The organism is Clostridium lentum (genome assembly GCF_014287815.1).
In the GTDB taxonomy this organism is placed as follows: Bacteria; Bacillota; Clostridia; order Clostridiales; family Clostridiaceae; genus Clostridium; species Clostridium lentum.
This window is the reverse complement of the sequence record NZ_JACOOQ010000027.1, coordinates 1-24,534: the sequence shown is the minus strand read 5'-3', so window position 1 is coordinate 24,534 and position 24,534 is coordinate 1. Positions and strand designations below refer to the sequence as shown.

General features: G+C 30.9%; 17 protein-coding genes, 23 tRNA genes, 1 rRNA gene and 1 pseudogene. 36 read left to right on the top strand and 6 right to left on the bottom strand.

Going from position 1 to position 24,534, the window contains the following annotated elements:
• Positions 1–188: 188 nt before the first annotated feature.
• The 5 genes from H8R92_RS12585 to H8R92_RS12565 all read left to right on the top strand — a co-directional run bounded on the left by H8R92_RS12585 (position 189) and on the right by H8R92_RS12565 (position 6,278).
• On the top strand, positions 189–638 hold the full coding sequence (locus H8R92_RS12585; RefSeq protein ID WP_022211666.1) for a DUF2383 domain-containing protein: 450 nt from the start codon (positions 189–191) through the stop codon (positions 636–638).
• 338 nt (positions 639–976) lie between these two features.
• A complete protein-coding gene (locus H8R92_RS12580; protein WP_022211667.1) occupies positions 977–2,719 on the top strand; it encodes an ABC transporter ATP-binding protein/permease in 1,743 nt (580 codons plus the stop codon).
• Positions 2,712–4,385: an amino acid ABC transporter ATP-binding/permease protein gene (locus H8R92_RS12575; RefSeq protein ID WP_022211668.1), complete on the top strand. Its 1,674-nt coding sequence runs from the start codon at positions 2,712–2,714 to the stop codon at positions 4,383–4,385. Before H8R92_RS12580 ends, H8R92_RS12575 begins: the two co-directional genes overlap by 8 nt.
• Positions 4,386–4,515: 130 nt before the next feature.
• Positions 4,516–5,184, top strand: a complete 669-nt coding sequence (locus H8R92_RS12570) for a response regulator transcription factor (RefSeq protein WP_022211669.1) — start codon at positions 4,516–4,518, stop codon at positions 5,182–5,184.
• A 23-nt stretch (positions 5,185–5,207) separates the two neighbouring features.
• Positions 5,208–6,278, top strand: coding sequence for a HAMP domain-containing sensor histidine kinase (locus H8R92_RS12565; protein ID WP_243166664.1), 1,071 nt, complete (start codon positions 5,208–5,210; stop codon positions 6,276–6,278).
• A gap of 71 nt (positions 6,279–6,349) precedes the next feature.
• Here H8R92_RS12565 and H8R92_RS12560 read toward each other — a convergent pair whose 3' ends face one another.
• Positions 6,350–6,946, bottom strand: coding sequence for an ATP-dependent Clp protease proteolytic subunit (locus H8R92_RS12560; RefSeq protein ID WP_022211671.1), 597 nt, complete (start codon positions 6,944–6,946; stop codon positions 6,350–6,352).
• Between the two features lie 304 nt (positions 6,947–7,250).
• Between H8R92_RS12560 and H8R92_RS12555 the strand changes: the two genes are divergently transcribed.
• On the top strand, positions 7,251–8,651 hold the full coding sequence (locus tag H8R92_RS12555) for an aldehyde dehydrogenase (protein ID WP_186835624.1): 1,401 nt from the start codon (positions 7,251–7,253) through the stop codon (positions 8,649–8,651).
• A gap of 129 nt (positions 8,652–8,780) precedes the next feature.
• On the opposite strand, the gene queC is transcribed toward H8R92_RS12555, so the two are convergent.
• Entirely contained in the window at positions 8,781–9,446 is a 666-nt protein-coding gene (queC, locus tag H8R92_RS12550) for a 7-cyano-7-deazaguanine synthase QueC (RefSeq protein ID WP_370545556.1), read from the bottom strand.
• A 258-nt stretch (positions 9,447–9,704) separates the two neighbouring features.
• Here queC and H8R92_RS12545 point away from each other — a divergent pair, with 258 nt between their 5' ends.
• From H8R92_RS12545 to ligA, 3 genes are all read left to right on the top strand, one after another.
• On the top strand, positions 9,705–10,421 hold the full coding sequence (locus tag H8R92_RS12545; protein WP_022211673.1) for a pseudouridine synthase: 717 nt from the start codon (positions 9,705–9,707) through the stop codon (positions 10,419–10,421).
• 366 nt (positions 10,422–10,787) lie between these two features.
• Positions 10,788–13,052: a DNA helicase PcrA gene (gene pcrA / locus H8R92_RS12540; protein WP_022211674.1), complete on the top strand. Its 2,265-nt coding sequence runs from the start codon at positions 10,788–10,790 to the stop codon at positions 13,050–13,052.
• A gap of 22 nt (positions 13,053–13,074) precedes the next feature.
• Positions 13,075–15,060 carry an NAD-dependent DNA ligase LigA gene (ligA, locus tag H8R92_RS12535; protein WP_022211675.1) on the top strand — a complete coding sequence of 662 codons (1,986 nt, stop codon included), beginning with the start codon at positions 13,075–13,077 and terminating at the stop codon, positions 15,058–15,060.
• Between the two features lie 76 nt (positions 15,061–15,136).
• Here ligA and H8R92_RS12530 read toward each other — a convergent pair whose 3' ends face one another.
• Positions 15,137–15,445, bottom strand: a complete 309-nt coding sequence (locus tag H8R92_RS12530) for a hypothetical protein (protein WP_022211676.1) — start codon at positions 15,443–15,445, stop codon at positions 15,137–15,139.
• A 129-nt stretch (positions 15,446–15,574) separates the two neighbouring features.
• On the opposite strand from H8R92_RS12530, the gene H8R92_RS12525 reads away from it, so the two are divergent.
• Entirely contained in the window at positions 15,575–17,044 is a 1,470-nt protein-coding gene (locus tag H8R92_RS12525) for an ABC transporter substrate-binding protein (RefSeq protein WP_022211677.1), read from the top strand.
• Between the two features lie 34 nt (positions 17,045–17,078).
• On the opposite strand, the gene H8R92_RS12520 is transcribed toward H8R92_RS12525, so the two are convergent.
• Complete coding sequence (locus tag H8R92_RS12520; protein ID WP_243166665.1) at positions 17,079–18,758, bottom strand: hypothetical protein; 1,680 nt, start codon at positions 18,756–18,758, stop codon at positions 17,079–17,081.
• A 161-nt stretch (positions 18,759–18,919) separates the two neighbouring features.
• On the opposite strand from H8R92_RS12520, the gene rph reads away from it, so the two are divergent.
• From rph to H8R92_RS12395, 25 genes are all read left to right on the top strand, one after another.
• Positions 18,920–19,669: a ribonuclease PH gene (gene rph, locus H8R92_RS12515; protein WP_022211679.1), complete on the top strand. Its 750-nt coding sequence runs from the start codon at positions 18,920–18,922 to the stop codon at positions 19,667–19,669.
• The gene (gene rdgB / locus H8R92_RS12510) at positions 19,669–20,274 is read left to right on the top strand and encodes an RdgB/HAM1 family non-canonical purine NTP pyrophosphatase (RefSeq protein ID WP_022211680.1); all 606 of its coding nucleotides are present in this window, start codon (positions 19,669–19,671) and stop codon (positions 20,272–20,274) included. Before rph ends, rdgB begins: the two co-directional genes overlap by 1 nt.
• 165 nt (positions 20,275–20,439) lie before the next feature.
• Positions 20,440–20,922, top strand: a complete 483-nt coding sequence (locus tag H8R92_RS12505; protein WP_022211681.1) for a YfcE family phosphodiesterase — start codon at positions 20,440–20,442, stop codon at positions 20,920–20,922.
• Positions 20,923–21,030: 108 nt separating this feature from the next.
• Positions 21,031–21,106 (top strand) — tRNA-Pro (locus H8R92_RS12500).
• Between the two features lie 21 nt (positions 21,107–21,127).
• Positions 21,128–21,202: transfer RNA gene (locus H8R92_RS12495), tRNA-Gly, on the top strand.
• 96 nt (positions 21,203–21,298) lie between these two features.
• A tRNA-Arg gene (locus tag H8R92_RS12490) sits at positions 21,299–21,375 on the top strand.
• A 6-nt stretch (positions 21,376–21,381) separates the two neighbouring features.
• Positions 21,382–21,457: transfer RNA gene (locus tag H8R92_RS12485), tRNA-Pro, on the top strand.
• 17 nt (positions 21,458–21,474) lie between these two features.
• Positions 21,475–21,549: transfer RNA gene (locus H8R92_RS12480), tRNA-Gly, on the top strand.
• Between the two features lie 3 nt (positions 21,550–21,552).
• Positions 21,553–21,629 (top strand) — tRNA-Arg (locus tag H8R92_RS12475).
• A gap of 6 nt (positions 21,630–21,635) precedes the next feature.
• A tRNA-His gene (locus H8R92_RS12470) sits at positions 21,636–21,711 on the top strand.
• 3 nt (positions 21,712–21,714) lie between these two features.
• Positions 21,715–21,789: transfer RNA gene (locus tag H8R92_RS12465), tRNA-Gln, on the top strand.
• Positions 21,790–21,793: 4 nt separating this feature from the next.
• Positions 21,794–21,869: transfer RNA gene (locus tag H8R92_RS12460), tRNA-Lys, on the top strand.
• A 12-nt stretch (positions 21,870–21,881) separates the two neighbouring features.
• A tRNA-Leu gene (locus H8R92_RS12455) sits at positions 21,882–21,965 on the top strand.
• 25 nt (positions 21,966–21,990) lie between these two features.
• A tRNA-Gly gene (locus H8R92_RS12450) sits at positions 21,991–22,065 on the top strand.
• Positions 22,066–22,068: 3 nt separating this feature from the next.
• Positions 22,069–22,145: transfer RNA gene (locus tag H8R92_RS12445), tRNA-Arg, on the top strand.
• Between the two features lie 5 nt (positions 22,146–22,150).
• Positions 22,151–22,226, top strand: a tRNA-Lys gene (locus H8R92_RS12440).
• Between the two features lie 6 nt (positions 22,227–22,232).
• Positions 22,233–22,308 (top strand) — tRNA-His (locus tag H8R92_RS12435).
• 3 nt (positions 22,309–22,311) lie between these two features.
• Positions 22,312–22,386 (top strand) — tRNA-Gln (locus H8R92_RS12430).
• A gap of 4 nt (positions 22,387–22,390) precedes the next feature.
• Positions 22,391–22,466: transfer RNA gene (locus H8R92_RS12425), tRNA-Lys, on the top strand.
• A 12-nt stretch (positions 22,467–22,478) separates the two neighbouring features.
• Positions 22,479–22,562 (top strand) — tRNA-Leu (locus H8R92_RS12420).
• A 25-nt stretch (positions 22,563–22,587) separates the two neighbouring features.
• Positions 22,588–22,662: transfer RNA gene (locus H8R92_RS12415), tRNA-Gly, on the top strand.
• 46 nt (positions 22,663–22,708) lie between these two features.
• Positions 22,709–22,783: transfer RNA gene (locus H8R92_RS12410), tRNA-Gly, on the top strand.
• 127 nt (positions 22,784–22,910) lie between these two features.
• A tRNA-Gly gene (locus H8R92_RS12405) sits at positions 22,911–22,985 on the top strand.
• 45 nt (positions 22,986–23,030) lie between these two features.
• Positions 23,031–23,105: transfer RNA gene (locus H8R92_RS12400), tRNA-Gly, on the top strand.
• A 127-nt stretch (positions 23,106–23,232) separates the two neighbouring features.
• Positions 23,233–23,307 (top strand) — tRNA-Gly (locus H8R92_RS12395).
• A 403-nt stretch (positions 23,308–23,710) separates the two neighbouring features.
• Here the strand turns inward: H8R92_RS12395 and H8R92_RS12390 are convergent.
• Both H8R92_RS12390 and H8R92_RS13540 read right to left on the bottom strand, forming a co-directional pair.
• Positions 23,711–23,787, bottom strand: a tRNA-Arg gene (locus tag H8R92_RS12390).
• Between the two features lie 29 nt (positions 23,788–23,816).
• Positions 23,817–23,885: pseudogene (locus H8R92_RS13540) on the bottom strand (hypothetical protein); the annotation flags it as partial.
• A gap of 541 nt (positions 23,886–24,426) precedes the next feature.
• Here H8R92_RS13540 and H8R92_RS12380 point away from each other — a divergent pair.
• A 16S ribosomal RNA gene (locus H8R92_RS12380) occupies positions 24,427–24,534 on the top strand; the annotation flags it as partial.

Here is a 24,534-nt window from a genome sequence, read left to right as displayed (position 1 = left end):
ATACGGAATAAAGTATTAATTAATAGGAAAAATATAGCATAGAACCGATGTTAGTTCTATGCCTTTTAGAATACTTAAAATTAAATTCCCGAAGGGAGCGTGGCGAAAGCCACTTTTTTAATAATAAAATTAAAAAAATGAATAAATAATTTAAAAATTTGAAAAATTACTATCAAGAGGTGAATGTAATGGATAATAGTGAACTTATTAAATTATTAAACGATTTTTTAGTGGGAATTAATATGGGATCTGATACTTTTAAATCTTATGAAGAAAAGCTAGAAAGTCAGGATTTAAAAAATGAATTTAAAAAGATACTTTCTACCTTTGCATCTCAAAAGGAAATAGTAGTTTCACAAATAGATAAATTAGGTGGAGAAGTTGATGAATCATTGGGTATAGGACAAGAGATTGGCAGTCTTTTTAGCAAATTAAAAGATGCACTTATAACTGATGATGAAGAGGTTTTAGAAAATGCAGTTAAGGCAATGGATATGGGAGTAAAGCAAGGTGATAAGGTAATAGGAAAAATAGAAGCTTCTGATGCTAATAGAGATATTATTGAAACCTTAAATCATATGGTTAATGAGTATAGGGAAATATCAGTTTTTTTAATGAAACTACATAAAGGTAATTGATAATTAAGGAATAAACTTTGAATATTTTTAAGGAGTAAATAATAAAAGTGCTATAAATAAAATGATAAACTATCTAATAATAGATTATTAACATGGATAAATATTTATAGCAAATAAGCTAAAAACACAGTTTTATTTAAAAAAAATAGCTGTGTTTTTTATTTAATTTAATTTATAAAAACATCTAATTGAGAATGATGGTCATATTCAAGTCATATTTATTCTTTATAATTTTATAAGTAATAAAGTGTTAGAAAAGATAAAGATAATTTTTAGAAATGGGAACATTGAAAATTTACCATTTCTTTGAAAATAACTTTAAAGGAAAGAGGGATACAATGATTAACAAACGATTAATGAATTTGCTTAAAGATTCTAAAAAGTATGTTGCTCAAATGGTAATCTGGAATTGGATTGCACTTTTATGCAATGTAGTATTTATTTTCTCTTTTGCATATTTACTAGAAAACTTGTTAAATGACAGTATAAATACCAATATGGTAATTATAGCAGTTGTAATTGATTTGCTTGTAGTAATAATAAGATCATTTTGTTATAAGAAATCAAGTAATGCAAGTTTCTATGCAGCAGCAGATGTGAAGAAGACATTAAGAGAAAATATTTATAATAAGTTATTAAGGTTAGGTTCTTCATATGAGGATAAGATACCTACAGCTGAAATAGTACAAGTTTCAGGAGAAGGAGTAGAGCAGCTGGAAATTTACTTTGGTAAATATTTAGCACAATTATTTTACAGTTTAGCTGCACCTGTTACGTTATTTATTATTTTAGCATTTGTTAATATCAAGGCTTCAGCTGTTCTTTTAGTATGTGTACCACTTATTCCAATATCAATAGTGGCAGTACAAAAGTTTGCTAAAAAGTTACTAGCAAAATATTGGGGAATATATACAGGTTTAGGAGACAGCTTCTTGGAAAATTTACAAGGATTAACTACTTTAAAGATTTATGAAGCAGATGCTAGAAGAACTGTAGAAATGGACAAAGATGCAGAGCAGTTTAGAAAAATTACTATGAGAGTACTTATAATGCAATTAAACTCTATAAGTGTGATGGATTTAGTTGCTTATGGAGGAGCAGGATTAGGAATAATTGTTGCGTTGTTGGAGTTTTCTAAGGGTAATCTTACAATTGGGGGATTATTTGCAATAATAATGTTGTCTAGTGAATTTTTTATACCTCTTAGATTATTAGGATCATTCTTCCATATAGCTATGAATGGTATGGCAGCAAGTAAGAAAATATTTAAAATATTAGACCTTGATGAAGGTGAAGAAAAGACAGAAGTAATTGATGAAAATAACTTAGCAATATCATTTAAAAATGTAGGCTTTGCTTATGATGAAGAAAGAAGTATTTTAAATGGTGTTGATTTAGATATTAGTGAAAAAGGATTTGTATCTATAGTTGGTGAATCAGGTTGTGGTAAAAGTACTATTACTAATATTATAATGGGAAGAAATAAAGGCTATAGTGGCAATATACATATAGGTGAAAAAGAGCTTTCTAATATTAAAGAAGAAAGTATCATGAAAAATATAACATTAGTTACTCATAATCCAAATATTTTTAAAGGAACAGTGGAAGAAAATCTTCGTATGGGTAAAAATGATGCAACTAAAGAACAAATGGAGGAAGCGTTACGTAAAGTTAATCTTCTTGAGTTCATGAATGAGCAAGATGGTATTAATACTAAGCTTTTAGAACAAGGTTCTAACCTTTCAGGTGGACAAAAGCAAAGATTAAACTTGGCAAGAGCAATTCTTCATGATACTCCAGTATATATTTTCGATGAAGCTACATCTAATATAGATGCAGAAAGTGAAAATGAAATAATGGCAGTAATTAATAAACTAGCAGAAACAAAAACAGTAATTTTAATTTCTCACCGCCTTCAAAATGTTGTTAAGTCAGATTGTATTTATGCAATGAAAGATGGAAAAGTAGCTGAAGCAGGTACGCATAATGAACTTATTAATAATAATGGTGAATATGCTAGTTTATACAATAGACAAAAACAATTAGAACAGTATGGAAAAGGAGGAGCAGTAAATGAATAGAAATGGTTTAAAAGTTATGTACAAGCTAATAGGCCTTGTGCTTCCTCTAGTACATGTAATGATCGCAGCTATAACTATGGGAGTTATAGGTTTTCTTACAGCTATATTTATCATAGTTCTTGGTGGAGTAGGATTATTAAATATTTTAGGATTTGCAACAGCACTTTCATTAAAGCAAGTAATTATTGGTATAGTTATATGTGCAGTACTTAGAGGCATTTTAAGATATGCAGAGCAAGGTTCAAATCATTATATTGCTTTTAAATTGTTGGCACTTATACGTCATAAAGTTTTTATTAAACTTCGCAAACTAGCACCAGCAAAATTAGAAGGTAAAGATAAAGGAAATTTAATTTCTATAATTACAACAGATACAGAATTATTAGAGGTATTTTATGCCCATACAATATCTCCAATTATTATAGCTTTTATAACTTCAGTTATTATGACTATATTTATAGGAAGTTATAATATATTTTTAGGAGCTATTGCTTTAGTAGCATATTTTATTGTTGGAGTAATTATTCCTGTATGGTCTTCAAACCAAGGAGATGAAACAGGACAGCAATATAGAGATGAACTGGGAGATCTAAATTCTTATTTCTTAAGTAGTATAAGAGGAATAAACGATATTATTCAATATGGTGTTGGTAAAGAGCGTTTAGATGAAATAAATAGAAGAACTGATGAACTTGAAACAAAGCAAAAGTTTTTATTAAAGCAAGAAGGTAGCAATAGAGCAGTTACTGATACAGCAATACTATTATGCAGTATGGTTATGTTATTTGCAGGATGTATTTTTTACAATAAAGGACAAGTAGATTTTACACAAGTAATAATTCCATTAATTGCTTTAATGAGTTCATTTGGACCAGTAGTTGCTATAAGTAACTTATCTAATAACTTATTCCATACAATTGCTGCAGGAAACAGAGTGCTTGACCTTTTAGAAGAAGAGCCAGCTGTGGAAGAAGTAAGTGGAAAAGAAACTGTTGAGTTTGCAGATATGAAGTTAGAAAATGTTTCGTTTGCTTATGACGATGAAGTTATTTTAGAAGATTTTAATATGGAGATAAAGAAAAATACCATAATTGGTATATATGGAAAAAGTGGTTGTGGTAAATCTACTTTATTAAAGCTTCTTATGAGATTCTGGGAAGTAAATAATGGTGCAATTACTATTGGTGGTAAAAATATTAATGAAATAAATACATCTGATTTAAGAAAAATGCAGTCATTTGTAACACAAGATACCTATTTATTTAATGATACCATTGCCAATAATATTGGGATAGCTAAAGAAAATGCTACTATGGAAGAAATAATAGCAGCAGCTAAAAAAGCATCAATTCATGATTTTATTATGAGTCTTCCAAAGGGATATGATTCAAAAGTTGGTGAATTAGGTGGAAACTTATCAGGTGGAGAAAAGCAAAGAATAGGAATAGCAAGAGCTTTCTTACATGATGCTCCAATGATTCTTTTAGATGAACCAACAAGTAATCTTGATAGTTTAAATGAAGGAATAATATTAAAATCCCTTATGGAAAGTAAAGAAAATAAGACAATAATCATTGTATCTCATAGAAAATCAACAATGAATATTGCAGATGTTGTTTTAGATGTAGAAAAAAATAGTCTACAAGGAAAGAGTAGAGCAAGTTAGTTAATAAAAATTAAAATAAAGAAAATATAGTAAGTGGATGCAAACATATATATTTGCATCCATTTACTTTTTAAATTATAATTTCACTAATAGTATTTGAGGAAAAAGTAATTAAAGAAGGTGAGTAATAATGTTTTCTATTTTAGTTGTTGAAGATAATGAAAATTTAAATAAAATGATGAGTGCTAAGTTAAAAATGGAAACCTATAATGTTTTTAGTGCTTTTAATGGAGAAGAAGCACTAGAAGTACTTGAGCATGAACATATAGACTTGATAATAAGTGATGTTATGATGCCAGGAATAGATGGATATGAATTAACAAAGACTTTAAGAATTGCTAACTATACCATGCCTATCTTAATGATTACTGCTAAAAATCAAATTGAAGATATGGAAAAGGGATTTGTAGCAGGTACAGATGACTATATGATAAAACCAATAAATATGAGAGAAATGATTTTAAGGGTAAATGCACTTTTAAGAAGAGCAAAAATTGCCAACGAAAGACGATTAATACTAGGTAACACTATTTTAGATTACGATTCATTGACAATAATCTATGATGGAGAAGAGTATAATATGCCACCTAAAGAGTTTTATTTAATATTTAAGCTTTTAAGCAGCCCAAATAAAATATTTACTAGAATGGAATTAATGGATGAAATATGGGGTATGGATACAGAAATAGATGATAGAACAATAGATTCTCATATAAAAAAATTACGTAGAAAGTTTGAAAATTGTAATGATTTTGAAATAATAACAGTGAGAGGTTTAGGGTATAAAGCTAAGATATAATGATAATTAAGGAAGAAAGTAAAATGGAGAGTAGAAAAATAAAGTATAAGTGGACCCTTAGAAAATATATATCCATTATTTCAATTTTAATTTTTATCAGTTCATGTATTATCTCTACATTAGTAATTATAGGTACTATTAATATATTTTATATAGGGCAGATAACTAATGAAATCATAGTTGTAATATGTATATTTATCTTAATATTAGCACTAATAATTGCTTGGATTTCTTTATGGATTGGAGCTGGGCATTTAACTAAACCTTTAATTGATGTAAGTAATACAGTAAAGCAGGTTGCAGAGGGAAACTTTAAAGTAAGTATTAAAAGAAGAGATACTACTAACTGTGAATATGAATATATCAATGAAGTTGATGAGCTTGCTAAAAATGTAAATAAAATGGTGGCTGAATTAGATGGTATGGATTATATGCGAAAAGATTTTATGAGAAATGTATCTCATGAGATAAAGACGCCTATTGCAGCGATAACAGGTTTTACTGAAATATTATTAGATGGTAATATTGATGAAAATGAAATACATGAATATTTAGAAGTAATAAATAATGAATCAATGAGAATTTCTAGGCTTTGTGAAAATATGCTTCATATGTCAAGACTAGATAGCCAAGTAATTGTTTCTAGTGTACAAAAAATAAGATTAGATGAACAGATTAGAAAATGTATAATACTTTTAAGTGAAAAATGGTCTGAGAAGGAAATAGACTTTTCTATTAATTTGGAAAAGGTAAGTATTTTTAGTGATGCTGATATGTTGCAGCAGGTATGGATAAATTTAATTGATAATGCAATTAAGTACTCCGGTGATAATTGTAAAATAGATATATCTGTAAAAAGATTAAATGATAAAAGTGTTGCAGTAAGTATAAGTGATAATGGAATAGGCATTGAAGAGAAAAAGCTTCATAAAATTTTTGATAAGTTTTATCAATGTGAAGAGTCTCATAAGAAAAGTGGTAGTGGACTAGGGCTGTCCATTAGCAAAAGAATTATTGAATTACTAAATGGAACAATAGAATGTAAAAGTAAAAAGGATTTTGGTACAACTATGGTGGTTACATTATTCATTTAGCTAAAATAAAGGCTTCAGGGGGCAGTAGATAGATTTGTATTTTACACAAATCTATCTACTGCCCTTATATATTAATATTCAAATTCAGCATGAGTTGTAATAATCTTGTTTACCAAACCATAATCAATGGCTTCTTTTGTACTTAACCAATAGTTTCTATCGGTATCTTCCTCTACTTTTTCAAATGGTTGACCAGTAGCTTCACTGATAATAGTATTTATTCTTTTACGTACTCTTAAAATTTCCTCAGCTTCAATACCTATATCAGTTGCTTGACCTTGGAAACCACCTATTGGTTGATGAATCATATATCTTGTATTAGGTAGAGAGTATCTATTTTCTTTATCAGCAGCTAGATAAATAGTAATTCCTGCACTTGCCACCCAGCCTGTTCCTATAATTATTACTTTTGGTTTAACAAATTTAATCATATCATGAATGGTGTCACCAGATTCAACATGCCCTCCTTGGCTATTGATAAATATTTTAATTGGCTCGTCACCCATTTGTTCAAGAACTAATAATTGAGTAGTTACCTTTTCTGCTAAAGCTTGAGTGATTTCACCAGAAATCACTATAGTTCTAGATTTTAATAGCTTTTCCATAGCTATATTAGAAACATCTTGTTTTTTTTCTTCCTTTTCAGTTTCTTGACCATAAAATATCATAAATATATCCTCCTATAAATATTAAATTAATATTTGTACAAATTGATAATACAAATAATTCCATATGAACAATCATACCATTAATTGTAATAGCTAACAATGTAAATATATATTTGAGAGATTAATAATATATTAATTTATCAGTAAATGAAAATTTTCTTAAAGGTGATATACTTAATAAGAATGTTTTGTGGTTTGAAGGATATAAAATTTTATTTAATGAATTTTTTATGAGAATAGCCAAATCAAAAAGTTTAGATTTGCTTAGAAAGTGAATAATTATATAAGAAAGAAGATGATAGATATGAATACAAAGGACTTAAATAGTTATGATGTTGAAAATATACTTGAAGAACATAATAATTTTTTTAATACACAAGTTACTAAAAATATAGAATTTAGGATTAAAGCACTAAGAAGACTTAAAAATACTATAAAAAGATATGAAGATGAAATATTTGAAGCATTACATTTAGATTTAAGAAAAAATAAGGTTGAATCATATGCTACAGAAGTGGGCTTTGTCTATAACAGTATAGAAGAGGCTATGAAGAATTTAAAGAGATGGGCTAAGCCAACAAAGGTTAAGACTCCAATCTTTTTAATGCCAGCAAAGAGTTTTATTATTAGTGAACCATATGGAACAGTATTAATAATAGGACCATATAATTATCCATTTCAATTGATTGTGGAACCTTTAGTGGGCGTTATAGCTGCTGGAAACTGTGCGGTGATTAAGCCTTCTGAAATGGCACCTAATGTAGCAAAAGTAATATTGAAGATTGTTGGTGAAGCTTTTGATGAAAGTTATATATGTGCTGTGGAAGGGGCTATAGATACTAATACAGCTCTTATAAATTCTAAGTTTGATTATATATTTTTTACAGGAAGTACGGCTGTAGGGAGAATTGTTATGGAGGCAGCAGCAAAGAATCTTGTGCCTGTTACCTTAGAGCTAGGGGGCAAAAGTCCTGTTATAGTTGATAAGAGTGCTAATATAAGAAGTGCAGCAGATAAGATAATATGGGGAAAGACAGTAAATGCAGGACAGACTTGTGTGGCACCTGATTATGTAATGGTTCATGAATCTATAAAGAATGAACTCATTAAGGAAATGAAAAGATCCATTAATGACTTTTATGGTGATGATATAAAAGTAAGTGAATCTCTAGGACGTATAATAAATGAGAGACATTTTAATAGATTGCGTAATATATTGGAGAGTGATAAAGAAGGTTTGATATATGGTGGGGAATATGATGAAGAAGAAAAATATATAGCTCCTTCGATAATTCAGGTAAAGGATTGGAATGCAGCCTGTATGAAGGAAGAAATTTTTGGTCCTATACTTCCAATAATGGAATATAGTGATTTAAATGAAGTTGTAAATGCAATAAATAAACAACCGAAACCTTTAGCATTATATCTATTTACCAGTGATAAAAGAGTTGAAAAAAAGGTGTTAAATGAAATATCATCTGGTGGAGTTTCAATAAATGATACAATACTACATTTGGCAAATTCAAATCTTCCCTTTGGTGGTGTAGGAAATGCTGGTATGGGAGCATATCATGGAGAAGAAAGCTTTAGGACATTTTCTCATAGAAAGAGCGTACTTAAAAAGAGTAGAGTATTAAATACCACACTGATGTATCCACCATATAGTGATAAAAAACTTATGGTAATAAAAAGATTTTTAAAATAAATATAGATGAGATTTATATGCTAATATGCTAAAGTCCTTATAGTAATGATGGAAAGGCGTGGGGATGTAAAAAAAGTGAAATAATTAAGGGGTGAAGATAGTTTTATATCTTCACTCCTTAGCAATTTTCTAAGATTTATTATTTAAATAAGCTTCAAGACCTCTCTTCCTTAAAATGCAGGCAGGACATTCACCACAACCATCACCAATTATCCCATTATAGCATGTAAGAGTATTATTTCTTACGTAATCAAGCTTTCCATATTTATCAGCCATTTTCCAAGTAGCAGCTTTATCTATCCACATCAATGGTGTGTGAATAACAAAGTTATAATCCATAGCAAGATTGGTAGTGACGTTTAATGATTTAATGAATATATCTCTACAATCAGGATAGCCACTAAAATCTGTTTCACATACGCCGGTAACTATATGTCTAGCACCCTTTACTTTAGCAAGTATAGCTGCAAAGGTAAGAAAAACCATATTTCTACCCTCTACAAAAGTTGATGGAAGATTACCATCTTCACCATTTTTAATATCTATATCACTGCGTGTAAGGGCATTAGGAGTTAATTGATTTAAAAGATCCATATTAAGTATATGATGTTCAACACCTAAATCCTTAGCTATATTTTTTGCACATTCAATTTCTAGCTTATGTCTTTGATTATAATCAAAAGTAACAGCAATTACCCTTTCAAATTTTTCTAAAGCCCAAAATAAACATGTTGTGGAATCTTGACCTCCACTGAAAACAACAATAGCTGTATTATCCATAATTTTTTCCTCCAAAGTAAAAAAAGATTTATTTTATTCTGCTAAAGATGGCACAATAAAATAACCCTTTTTTATTATTTATGCCTAGTTTTGTTTATAGACAGGATGGTCTTAATGAACTGTCTTTTATTAAATTACACTAACTGTATTAATTTAACATAAATTAAATGTTATGTAAAATACTTGATTAGTTATGCAAGATAAAACTTTACAGATAGGATAAATTAGAATAGTCTATTATTAGCTAAAGAAAAAATGCGAGGTGTATAGAAAGTGGAAAGAATAGATAAGATATTATCTAATTTAGGATATGGAACAAGAAAGGATCTTAAGAAGATAGTTAAAAATGGAATGGTTCAAGTAAATGGAATTACTATAAAAGATAGTGCTATGAAAGTTGATCCAGAAAAAGATAAAATTGTTATAAATGGTGAGGAAATTTTCTATAGAGAGTTTATATATTTAATGATGAACAAGCCAGCAGGAGTTATTTCAGCAACTTTTGATAATAAGGATGAAACAGTAATTGATTTATTAGAAGTTGAACATCAAGTATTTGAACCTTTTCCAGTAGGTAGATTAGATAAGGATACAGTAGGGCTTCTGTTATTAACTAATGATGGTGACTTGAATCATAGACTAATATCGCCAAAGTGGAAAGTAGATAAGGTTTATTTTGCTAAAATAAATGAAAAAGTTACAGAAGAAGATATTGAAAAATTTAAACATGGAATAGCATTAGATGATGGATATAGATGTAAGGAAGCAATTTTAGAGATACAAAAAGCATCTGAAGAAGGTTCTGAAATTGTCTTGACTATACAAGAAGGAAAGTTTCATCAAGTGAAGAGAATGTTTGAAGCAGTAGGTAAGAAGGTTACATACTTAAAGAGAATCGAATTTGGTACTTTACCTTTAGATGAAGACTTAGAGGAAGGCGAATATAGAGAGTTAACAGAAGAAGAAATTGCAATTTTAAAAGGGTTTTAACGAATAAATTTTAATGTTTTTATAGTAAGATTCACATTTTAGGAAAAATGTAAATATTTATATAAAACATATTGATTTTTTTAAATGTCTTCTATATAATGTTATTGCAAGGATAAATAAAAGGAATGAATAGCCCCCTTTTTTATTTATTGCTTATTGCTGAAGCGCAACCTAGCCCCAATGGTTGCGTTTTTTGTTGTCTAAAAATAGATTTTTAAAGAAAAATTTAATAATAATTGTATTCGAACGTTTGTTTGAATAGAATTTTATATTATAATATAGTTAATATAATAAAAATGTCAATAATAATAAGAAAGAGTCTATTGTGATATAATAGCAATGATAAATTGGAGAGGAGGATGTTTTTTGGATTTAAAAGCATTATTAAACAAGGAACAATATGAAGGTGCTGTAACTGTTGAGGGACCAGTGCTTATTTTAGCAGGAGCAGGTTCAGGTAAAACAAGGGTACTGACACATAGGATGGCACATATGATTGAGGATTTAAATATATTTCCGTATAAGATTTTAGCCATAACATTTACAAACAAAGCAGCTAAAGAGATGAAGGAGAGAGTTGTTTCGTTAATTGGTGAAAAGGCTGAAGATATGTGGATATCGACATTCCACTCCACTTGTGTAAGAATATTAAGAAGAGAAATTGAAAAGATAGGTTATAAAAAGAATTTTACTATATATGATTCTTCAGACCAAAAGACATTATTAAAAGAATGTATAAAGGCTTTACAAATAAATGATAAAGATATTTCTGAACAAGAAATCATGGGTAAGATAAGCAGAGCTAAGGATAATATGTTATCTCCAGATTCGTATTATAGACAGCATGAATCAAACTTTAGAGAAAAGAAGATAGCAGAAGTATATAAGATGTATCAAAAAAGATTAAAGGAAAATAATGCTTTAGATTTTGATGATCTTATATTTAAAACTGTAGAATTATTTAAAAAAGATGCAGAAACATTAGAGTTTTACCAAAGAAAATTCCAATATATAATGGTTGATGAATATCAAGATACTAATGCAGTTCAATATGAACTAGTAAGATTATTAGCAGAAAAGCATAGAAATATTTGTGTTGTAGGTGATGATGATCAAAGTATCTATGGATGGAGAGGTTCTGATATCAGAATAATATTAGGATTTGAAAAAGATTATCCAGACGCTAAAGTAATTAAGCTTGAGCAAAATTATAGATCTAAAGGAAATATTTTAGATGCTGCTAATGTGGTTATTTTAAATAATGCCAATAGAAAGAGCAAGGCATTAAGAACTGAGCAAGAGCCAGGTGAAAAAATACAAGTGTATAGGGCTTATTCTGATACAGATGAAGGAAGTTTTGTTGCTTCAAGGATAACAAAGCTAAAAGGTGAGCAAAGCAAAAAGAATAAAGATTTTGCTATTCTTTATAGAACAAATGCACAATCACGTATTTTTGAAGAAAGTTTAAGAAGGGCTGGTATAGCTTATAAAATTATAGGTGGAACTAGATTTTATGATAGAAAAGAAATTAAAGATATGCTTTCTTATTTAAAAGTACTTGTAAACCCAGAGGATAGTATTGCATTAAGAAGAATTATTAATGTACCAAAAAGAGGAATTGGTGATGCTACCATTGGTAAGGTATTAGATTTTGTGGAAAATTATGAGTTAAGTCTTTGGGATGGATTAAGTGAAGTAAGAACTATACCAACTCTTACAGCTAGAAATTGTACTGGTATAGATGGATTTATGTCATTGATGGAGGAGCTTGCAATACTTAGCGAAACAGTTCCAGTATCTCATTTAATAGAAGAAATACTTAATAAGACAGGATATTTAAAAGAGTTAGAATCATCTAAGGATATAGAAGATAAGAGTAGAATTGAAAATTTAAAGGAACTTGTTTCAGATGCTGTTGATTTTGAAAAGACAAGTGAAGATAAGAGTCTTTCTGCATATTTAGAAAAAGTTTCATTAGTACAAGATACAGATAAGTTGGAAGAGGAAGATGATGATAATGGAGCAGTAGTACTTATGACAGTACATAGTGCTAAGGGGCTTGAATTCCCAATAGTATTTATGGTAGGAATGGAAAATGGATTATTCCCAGGAGCAGCTTCTTTTGATAGTGATACAGAAATGGAGGAATCAAGAAGGCTTTGTTATGTTGGTATAACAAGAGCTAAAGAAATGCTATATATGACTTCAGCAGAGGTAAGAAGAGTATTTGGTAGAACAGTTTCATATCCACAATCAGACTTTATAGCAGAAATAAAACCAAATTTAAGAGAATATGTTGTGATGGAAACCAAGAGAAGTGCCATAGATGCTACAAGAGCAATGATGGCAGGAAAAGACATGAGAAATAATCCTCATAGCATAAGAAGTGGATATTCATCAAATGGTGCCCGAGGCTTTGGGACAAATAAAGCTAAAACTTTATCAGATAGCAATACTTCAGGAGTTTCTGAAGACATTACTGTAGGAAGAAAGGTAAGACATAAGGTGTTTGGTCTAGGTACTGTTGTGGCAGTAGCTGATTCAAATGGGGATAAGAAGCTTACCATAGCATTTAATAGTCAAGGAATTAAAAACCTTATGCAGTCTATAGCAAAATTAGAAGTATTATAATTAAGGAAATTTGGAGGTAAGTATGGATAATAAAGCTCGTATAGAAGAATTAGTAGAACTTTTAAATAGATATGCTTATGAGTATTATTCATTAGATAGGCCATCAGTCACTGATAAGGAGTATGATTTAAAGTATGATGAGCTTAAAGAGTTAGAAAATGAAACAGGATATGTACTTCCTTACTCACCAACTCAAAGGGTAGGGGATGTTGTCTTAGAAGGCTTTAGAAAATATATTCATAAAGCAAGGCTTTGGAGCTTAGATAAGGCTCAAAGCATGGAAGAAATAAAGGAATGGCATAATAGAAATGTTAAATTTGTAAATGAAATGAATGACAGAGGTGAAAACCTACCTCCATTAAGATATGTTATAACAAAGAAGTTTGATGGTCTTACCATAAACCTTACTTATAATGAAGAAGGAATATTAGAAGTTGCAGCTACTAGAGGTACAGGTGAAACAGGGGAAGATGTAACAGCTCAAGTAAAGACAATCAAGGAAATACCTTTAAAGACAAGCATCGGAGATCTTTTTGAAGTTCATGGTGAAGCAATAATGACCCAGGAAGCTTTTGATAAGTATAATTCCATTTCTGAAACACCACTTAAGAATTTAAGGAATGGGGCTGCTGGAGCATTAAGAAATTTAAATGTAAAGGAAACAGCCAGAAGAGGTCTTTCAGCATTTTTTTATGATGTAGGATATAAAGAAGGAAATGCATTTAAGAATTATGAAGAAATGCTTAAATTTATCAAGGAAAAAGGACTTCCAATGGATGAATATATAAGATATGCTACTACTTTAGAAGAAGTAGAAAAGTATATTAAAGAAATAGAAGCAATGAGATTTGACTTAAATTACGATATAGATGGAGTGGTAGTAGCCGTTGATGATATGAGAACTAGAGAACTATTAGGTTATACTGTTAAGTTCCCTAAGTGGGCAATAGCTTTTAAGTTTGAAGCACAAGAAGCTACAACTACGCTTTTAGATGTTGAATGGAATGTTGGAAGAAGTGGAAGAGTAGGGCCTACGGCCATATTGGAACCAATAGAACTTGCTGGAGTTACCGTCAAAAGAGCAACATTAAATAACATGGATGATATTAGAAGAAAAGGTGTAAGAATAGGTGCTGATGTATTTGTACGTAGATCAAATGATGTTATACCAGAAATAATGGGTGTAGTAGAATCTACCATAGAAGGTTCAAAAGAGATAAATGCACCAAAAGTATGTCCTTCCTGTGGAAGTCATTTAGTTTTAGATGGAGCGCATTACTTCTGTGAAAATACTCTATCATGCAAACCTCAAATGGTTAAGAGTATAGTTCACTTTGCTTCAAGAGAAGCTATGAATATTGCTGGGTTTTCAGAAAAGACTGCGGAACAGTTATTTGAAAAGCTTGATATAAGATCAATAGCAGATTTATATAAGCTTAAAAAAGAAGAACTTGTAACTCTTGATAAATTTGGTGAAAAAAAGGCACAAAATTTATTAGATGCTGTGGAAAAAAGTAAGACACCAGAATTATATAGATTTATCTATGCATTAGGAATACCAAATGTAGGAGTTAAGACTGCTAAAGATTTAGTAGATAAGTTTAAGTCTATTGATGGATTTAAAGAAGCTACTTTTGAGGAACTTATTTCAGTTTCAGATGTAGGTGATATAGTTGCTAAATGTGTCTTGGAGTTTTTCCATGAAGAAAAAGTTATTAATACTATTAATGAACTTTTAGAATTAGGAATAAATCCAATTTATGAGGAAAAGGAAGTTATTGAAAGTGGATTTAGTGGTAAAATAGTAGTAGTGACAGGAACAATGCAGAAGTATTCTAGATCTGAAATAAAATCTAAGCTTGAAAGTTTAGGAGCAAAAGTTTCAGGCAGTGTCAGCAAAAAAACTGATTATGTAATTGCTGGAGAAGAAGCAGGTTCAAAGCTTACAAAAGCACAAGAACTTGGAGTAACAGTTCTTACTGAAGATGACTTTGAAAAGATGATATAAAGGAAATATATTATATAATATTTCTTATCATATAAGTAGCTTAAAATGGCTGTATCAAAATGATACAGCCATTTTATTATGTTATTTTATAAAGAGAGTCTCCAGGCTCTATATCATCACTTTTTGATTTTTCAAATAAAGATTCTTCAAGTATAGATGAAGAATTGTTAAAAGATTCATCTTGGAAATCATTGTAGCTATTTTTTTCATTTAAAGAAGAAATACTATCATTTATCTTTTGTAGAAGATAGTTTTTTATTCTGCTATTTTTAAACATTTTTGTATATAAAACAAATGCCCATATTCCTATAATCATAAAGCAAATCATAAATAATGTTGCTACTCCATAAAACATTATTTGCATAACTTGTACTACAGATGACATAATGCACCTCCAAATTTTTAAATTAATATATTATAAAAATTATACAAAAATATAAGAAATAAATAAAGGGGCTGATTAGGTTAATTTAGTTATGGATATACTTATTATTATTGGAAGGAGGTGGCGTAATTGAAGAGGTTAATAATAACAATATTAATAACCATAGCCACTGTAGTGTTTCTTTTAGGGTTTATAGATAAAGGGAATAATGGAAAGGAAGCTGAAAAGGATGATATAGTATACTCTATAAATAATATTCCAGATGATATGAGAAACATAGCAAGTCTTAACACTAGACAACAGGATATAATATGTGCTGTAAGCAAAGGACTTATTGAAATAGATAGCCAAGGAAAGATGATGCCTGCATTAGCTAAGAGTGTGGAAGTAACTGATAATGGCATACAATATAATTTTACCATTAGAGATGATGTTTTTTGGAGTGATGGCAAAATCATAACAGCTGATGATTTAGTACAGTTCTTTAGGGAAATATTAACTGAGGAAAATGAAGATGATATAGAAGCTCTTATGAATGTCTATGGAGCAAGAGCATATTTAGAAAATGAAGGTAACTTTAAAGAGACAGTAGCCATATGGGCTCAAGGTAACAATTTGATAATGCGCTTAAATTCTACTGATGATGATTTTTTAGTACAGCTATCTAAGCCTCAATATAGATTAAGAAAAAATGTACTAAGTTGGGAGTTTATTAATAAAAATTATACCTCTTTAGTGTATAGTGGTGATTATTATATAAGCTCAATTGATGATAGTAAAATTATATTACATAGAAATGAAAAATCTAATGGAGAACTTCCTAAAGTTCTTAGCATAGTAGAGGATAAATCAGAAGATGTAGCATTAGCTGCCTTTGAGGTAGGTAATAGGGATATTGTTGTAAATCCACCAAGAAACCAATTGCAACGCTTAAGGGAACAGGGAAAGCTTATAACATTACCTTCCAATGAAGCAGTTTATGCTAGCTTTAATTTGGATGAAAGTGCTATACCGATAAATGGTAGAAAAAAAATATATTCATTATTAGACTCTGCTATAAGGAATTATATTGAAAACAATGAATCATCCATGATTTGTGCAGAAGGAAAATATTATAGAGGTGAAGAAAGCAGCGCTGATAAGTTGCAGGAAAGAAAGGTTCTTACTAATATGGATAATTCTTGGAAAGATGAAGAAAGCATTATTTTAGTAGCAGAGAATAATGTTGATAATAAAGAACTTGTAAATATCATTTCTGATTGGATAGATGAAAATACAAGCTATACATTAGTGGTAAAGTTAGTAGATGAGGAAGATATAGAAGGTATAATCGATGAGGGATATTATGATTTAATAATATTTAATTGGGAAGTTAAGAATGAAGATGATGTATATAGAGTTATTGATGAGTATAATGAAGATTTATCTATAGAAACATGGCAGGAAGAAAATTATTTTAATATAGAAGATAATATTTTTAATTCATATAGCATTCTTCCACTTCTATTTTATAATGAAAATATTGCAGTTAATAATGATATTACAGGATTAACATTGGATTGTAATGGTAATATTAATTTTAGCGCTATAAGAAAATAAGGTCTAAGGTCTCATTAAAGAGACCTTATATACATTAATCCTCGTTCTTTTCATCGACTACAAAAGCATCTTCAGTATCCTCCTCTCTAGTTATATCATTATATGATAAATAGTCTTCACCAATATCATTAGATAATATATCAGCTGATGAGTTGTTAAGATTATAATCTATATTTTCAGATAAATCGGTAGGATTATTAGGTATATTATTTTTATTTTCTTTATCAGAAATATCTTTATCAGACATTGGGTTGCTTTCTATAATAGTATCAATGTTAGGAATAGTTTCTGTATTTAAAGGGAATGGATCTGTACCATATGAAGAATTATATAGATTATTTATGCATTTATCTTTAAAGAAGAAAATAAATAAGTAAAATAAAAAGAAGTTTTTGTAGCTGTCGAAGGATATGTGACTTGTTGTAAATTCATCCTTCTTCTTATTGTAATTTACATATTTAATAAATATTGGAGCAGTACCGCTGCTTGATGGAGTAGGAATGTTGGACATTTTAAAATAAGTTTCATTAAGCATATCAGTAGATTTTAAACTATATCCTCGATACCGTTCATAGTCGTCAAGTGTAGGGGCCTCAGGCCAGCTTGTTATTATGCCAGAAGAAATAAAAAATTTCTTATATATTGAAGAAATGAGATCTTTATATGATGACTTATTTTCATTTATATCAGAATAAATAACAAAGGCAAGAAAATAAAAGTTAATATCAAAACATGAATACTTTATATCCTTCTTTGAAGAAAGTTTATAAAAGGCTTCGTTTTTAGCATCATATAAATCATAAAGTTTGTTAATGATTTCGGATGTCTTGTCAAAAAAACCTAGGATATTTGTATGTTTATAAGATAGTGATAATGCTATGGAGCAAAGGCATACAGTATCTAATTCTTCAACATAATAATCTTTTTCATCTAGTTTATTCATAGCATAATCAGCAAAGTCTATTATTAACAGTTTTAAGTCATCTAAATCATCATAACTATATAGAACGTTAAATGCTAATAATATTTTACATATCTCATCTAAGGAAGTTTCATATATCTTATCTTTAAATTCTACAAAGACTTGTAGAATTTCCATGGCAAAAGCCTTATAGGCATCATATACATCACTTTCAGGATTTTTTAATGAATATAAGTAGTAAGCAAGCATCATGTAAGCTTGATCAGAAAATTTAAACTTCTTATCTTTATCAGATAAGTTAAAGTTTTTATAATTATTTTCACCATTATTTTTTTTACTTGTAAATGTACCATCAGCACTTCTTAAATTCACTGAATAAAATTCTAGCTGTTCTTTAGCTAGTTTTATATATATATCATGAAATGCATATAGATTCCTATCCTTGCCTTTAAAGTTATCGTAGTAGTCAGCAAGTTCAAGAATTGATAATGTCATTAGAGCATTGGAGGTTGGATTAATTTCTTTTCTAAAGGTATCTTCATCAAAACCATTTGAATTTTTACTATGAATATAGTTAGGTGAAGCTTTTTTGTATACGCAGAGTAGTGGAGAAATATTACTATTTATGCTAATATCATTGTTAGAGGAAAGTCTTTTGTAGCTTTTTATAGAAGATACTAATCCACATTTAGATTCAAGCACGATTGTTCTAATTGCTTCCTTAGCAAAAAAGAAAAGCTGTGTGTTAATTTCATCTTGAGAAAGATTATTCATTCTAAAAAATGGACCCATATATCTCAATTTATTCACCTCTCAAAGTAATTCTTATATTAATAATATGAGTTATAAGAGGAAAAAGTGCATTTTTTTAGTAATAAGATAATAAAACAAGATGATACTATAAATATAAGATATTAAAAGTAAATATTAAAACTATTAGTTGGAGGAGAATTATGCGTATTGATGGTAGAAAAAACGATCAGGTTAGACATACAAAAGTAACAAGGAACTATATAAAGCATGCTGAGGGTTCTGTATTAATTGAAGTAGGAGATACAAAGGTGATTTGTACAGCATCTATTGAAGATAAAGTACCACCATTTTTAAAGGGGAGTGGAGAAGGTTGGATAACAGCAGAATATAATATGCTTCCAAGATCTACGGCAACTAGAAAGGTAAGAGATATAGCTAGATTAAAACTTGATGGGAGAACAATGGAGATTCAAAGACTTATTGGAAGAGCATTAAGATCAGTTGTTGATTTAAAGGCATTAGGTGAAAAGACAATCTGGATTGACTGTGATGTTATTCAAGCTGATGGAGGTACTAGAACAACAAGTATTACAGGTGCATTTATAGCATTAGTAGATGCAGTAAATAAAATTCACAAGCAAAAAAGTTTTAAAGTTTATCCAATAAGAAAGTTTGTTTGTGCAACTAGTGTTGGTATTGTTGGAGAAGAAAAGCTATTAGATTTATGCTATGAGGAAGATTCAAATGCAAAGGTGGATATGAATATCATTGGTACTGATGATGGAGAGTTTGTAGAAATACAAGGTACAGGGGAAGAAGCTCCATTTACCAGAAGTGAATTAAATGAAATATTAAATTTAGGTGAAAAAGGTATTAAACAAATGATTCAATTACAAAAAGATTGCCTAAAGATGGATGCATTATGGATTGGAACAGGAGAATCTAAGTAATGAGAAAGATTGTTTTAGCTAGTAATAATGAAAAGAAAGTAAAAGAATTAAAAAATATGCTTAATGAGCATAATTTTGAAATATGTTCTTTAAAGGATGAAAATATAGATATAGATGTGGTGGAAGATGGAAGTACCTTTGAAGAAAATGCTCTTAAGAAAGCATCAGAAATATATAAATATCTCTTAACTAATAATAAAGGTGATGCCTTAGTTTTAGCAGATGACTCAGGATTAGAAATTGATTATTTAAATGGAGAGCCAGGTATATACTCAGCAAGGTATAGTGGCGAGCATGGTAATGACTATGCAAATAACATTAAACTTTTAGATAGGATGAAGTCTGCTAAAGGTGAAGAGAGAAGAGGTAGATTCGTATGTGCATTAGCTTTAATAGGTAATGATACAAAAGAAGTTATTAGAGGGACTGTAGAAGGGTATATAAAAGAAGAACTTATGGATGGAGACTTCTTTGGCTATGACCCATTATTCTTCTATCCAGGATTTAATAAAACTTTTGCAGAAGCATCATCAGAAGAAAAAAATTCAGTTTCTCATAGAGGAAATGCCTTAAAAGAATTAAAGAAGATATTAATACAACTATAATACTTAGACATAGACAATGATGAATGAAGAATGATGAATTGATGAATAAACTATCCAAAGGAAGTTTAGAGAAGTATGTTTTTTTAGAAACTCTTTTAGTTTCCACATTAATAATTTATCACTCATCATTCAGAAGTCATCATTAAATAAAGAAGGAGGAGTTTTATGTTAGTAGCAGTGGTAAGTGATTCTCATAATAATAGTGAGGCTGTAGATTTAGCTAAAAAGGCTATATCAAAATGTGATGTTTTGTTGTTTTTAGGAGATGGAGAAGGTGACTTAGAGAATTTAACAGAAGGATTTAAGGGGGAGGTATATGCAGTATGTGGTAATTGTGACTTTAAGATGATAAATCCAGTAGAAAGAATTGTAATTTTAAATGATAAAAAAATATATATGACTCATGGTAATAAATATAATGTTAACTTTGGTTTTAATTCAATTTACTATAGAGGTAGAGAAGTAGATGCTGATATTGTATTATATGGTCATACACATATACCGATGATAAAGCATGAAGGAGATATGATTATAATGAACCCAGGAAGTGTTTCTAGCGGAAGAGGTGTTAAATTTAGAATGAGTATAGGGTATCTTAAAATAGTTAAAAATCAGCCTGTAGAGGCCTTTATAGAGGAATTAAAGTAAAAAAATAAAAAAAGTTGCAAAAAAGTGTTGACGTATTAAATAAGATATTGTAGAATAGTCCTTGTCGTTGAGAGAGAGAAAGTCTTATCGAGGGAAACGAGATGTTCTCGGGGTGTGGCGCAGATGGGAGCGCGCGTGGTTTGGGACCATGAGGTCGCAGGTTCGATCCCTGTCACCCCGACCATTTTAAACGACAGTTAATTATGCGGGTATCGTATATCGGCTAATACTCCAGCCTTCCAAGCTGGAAAGGTGGGTTCGATTCCCACTACCCGCTCCATTTAAGAATTTTTGAAATTTTAAGAAAAACTTCAAAAAAGTATTGACATAAGAAAAGAAACGTTGTAAAATGATAAACGTTCTAACAAGATATTAAGCGTGTTTAGCTCAGCTGGATAGAGCAACGCCCTTCTAAGGCGTGGGCCAGGAGTTCGAATCTCTTAACACGCACCATAATGCCGGGGTGTGGCGCAGATGGGAGCGCGCGTGGTTTGGGACCATGAGGTCGCAGGTTCGATCCCTGTCACCCCGACCATTAAAAATAAATAATATGCGGGTATCGTATATCGGCTAATACTCCAGCCTTCCAAGCTGGAAAGGTGGGTTCGATTCCCACTACCCGCTCCATACGCGTGTTTAGCTCAGCTGGATAGAGCAACGCCCTTCTAAGGCGTGGGCCAGGAGTTCGAATCTCTTAACACGCACCATGTATGGTGGACGTAGTTCAGTTGGTAGAGCGCCAGATTGTGGTTCTGGTTGTCGTGGGTTCGAGTCCCATCGTCCACCCCATTTAGGGATATCGCCAAGCGGTAAGGCACCACACTTTGACTGTGGTATTCGTAGGTTCGAATCCTGCTATCCCTGCCATTACGGTTTACTAGCTCAGTCGGTAGAGCACTTGACTTTTAATCAAGGTGTCCGGGGTTCGATTCCCCGGTAAGCCACCAACAATATAACATGCAGATGTGGCGGAATTGGCAGACGCACTAGACTTAGGATCTAGCGCCATTGGCGTGGGGGTTCGACTCCCTTCATCTGCACCACTTATATTGTTAATAACTTAAATATGCGGGTATCGTATATCGGCTAATACTCCAGCCTTCCAAGCTGGAAAGGTGGGTTCGATTCCCACTACCCGCTCCAAATGCGTGTTTAGCTCAGCTGGATAGAGCAACGCCCTTCTAAGGCGTGGGCCAGGAGTTCGAATCTCTTAACACGCACCACACATGCATCATTAGCTCAGTTGGTAGAGCACCTGACTCTTAATCAGGGTGTCCCGGGTTCGATCCCCTGATGATGCACCATGTATGGTGGACGTAGTTCAGTTGGTAGAGCGCCAGATTGTGGTTCTGGTTGTCGTGGGTTCGAGTCCCATCGTCCACCCCATTTAGGGATATCGCCAAGCGGTAAGGCACCACACTTTGACTGTGGTATTCGTAGGTTCGAATCCTGCTATCCCTGCCATTACGGTTTACTAGCTCAGTCGGTAGAGCACTTGACTTTTAATCAAGGTGTCCGGGGTTCGATTCCCCGGTAAGCCACCAACAATATAATATGCAGATGTGGCGGAATTGGCAGACGCACTAGACTTAGGATCTAGCGCCATTGGCGTGGGGGTTCGACTCCCTTCATCTGCACCACTTATATTGTTAATAACTTAAATATGCGGGTATCGTATATCGGCTAATACTCCAGCCTTCCAAGCTGGAAAGGTGGGTTCGATTCCCACTACCCGCTCCATTTTAAATTATAATAAATTAATTTAAAAATGTATAAATAATAATATGCGGAAGTGGCTCAATGGTAGAGCGCCACCTTGCCAAGGTGGATGTTGCGGGTTCGAGTCCCGTCTTCCGCTCCAATTTTAAAACATTAGGAACGAGTAGTACAAAGAAATGAGAAGCAAGCGCTAGAACTTATATAAATAAGTTAGGAGTACAGTGACGAAATTGATATAGTATGAAAAGTTAATAATGATTTAAATATATGCGGGTATCGTATATCGGCTAATACTCCAGCCTTCCAAGCTGGAAAGGTGGGTTCGATTCCCACTACCCGCTCCATTTTAAAATATAATAAATTAATAAAAAATGTAGAAATAATAATATGCGGAAGTGGCTCAATGGTAGAGCGCCACCTTGCCAAGGTGGATGTTGCGGGTTCGAGTCCCGTCTTCCGCTCCAATTTTAAAACATTATGAACGGATAGTATGAGGAAATGATGAGCAAGTACCAGAGCTTATATGAATAAGTGAGGAGTACAGTGACAAAATTGACACAGTACGTAAAGTTAATAATGGTTTAAGTATATGCGGGTATCGTATATCGGCTAATACTCCAGCCTTCCAAGCTGGAAAGGTGGGTTCGATTCCCACTACCCGCTCCATAAGACAACTGAATGTCAGTTGTCTTTTTTATTTCCCCAACAAAAGTAAACTTATTAATATCCAATATTGCAATGGAAACAATAAAAGTTTAATATAGGTATTTTTTTATTTTATAATCATATCTAAAAACAAAAATAATACACAACTCTATAAGTTATACTGTGAAAAAGTGTATATTTCTGTTGATAACTTTTCTTTTACTGTGAACAAAATTTAAAATTATCCAATTTATTAACATATAAATAAAATATCCACAAAAATAGCCATAAAAAAGGATAGTTATGTGAATTAATTCCTTATTTTTCTATTTATGAAAAAATTAATAAAAATAAAAGTCCAAGTTGTTAACTTGAACCTTTATATAAATATAAAAAGACTTGGCAAATACTAAGTCTTTTTGTTTGGCGCATCTAGAGGGACTCGAACCCCCGACGCCTGGATTCGAAGTCCAGCACTCTATCCAGCTGAGCTATAGATGCAAATATTACATGACTATTATATCAAATAATTAATAAATTAGTAATATAAAATAATAATTTATTCTACTTTCATTTCTAGCTCTTTCTCTTTTAGTATCTTTATATTCAAAATTTTCACTTAAGTCTCCGGGGGCTTCTGGCTTCTTTTAAATTTTCGTTGATTTGTTTACGAGTTATTATTTTACGATTTTCAATTTCTTCTTTAAAAATATATTTTTATATGAATAATATTGATATTTTTATAAATACTACTTAATGAAATAGTGTATATAAACGTTTTCTATACGTACTCTTTACCAAGTGTATCAATAATAGAAAAAATGAGAAAAAAAGAATAATAAGTAGAAATTTAAGAGTATTTATCATTATAACATAATTTTTATTGTATTTGGTGTAAAGTATATGATAGAATAAGTCTTGTCTTTGAGAGAGTGGCAAGCTCCATGTACAGGAAGTTAATACTAAAAAATAATTTAAAAAAGTGTTGACAGAATGAAAACAAGGTGTTAAGATAAGAAAGTCGCTTGATGATGACGAGATAAATGATCTTTGAAAATTGAACAGAATATAGTATAAAACCAGCAATTCTTTTAAGTCTTATAAAGACTCAAAGTAATTTGAGCAAAACAGATTAAACTTTTTATTGAGAGTTTGATCCTGGCTCAGGACGAACGCTGGCGGCGTGCCTAACACATGCAAGTCGAGCGAATGAAGTTCCTTCGGGAATGGATTTAGCGGCGGACGGGT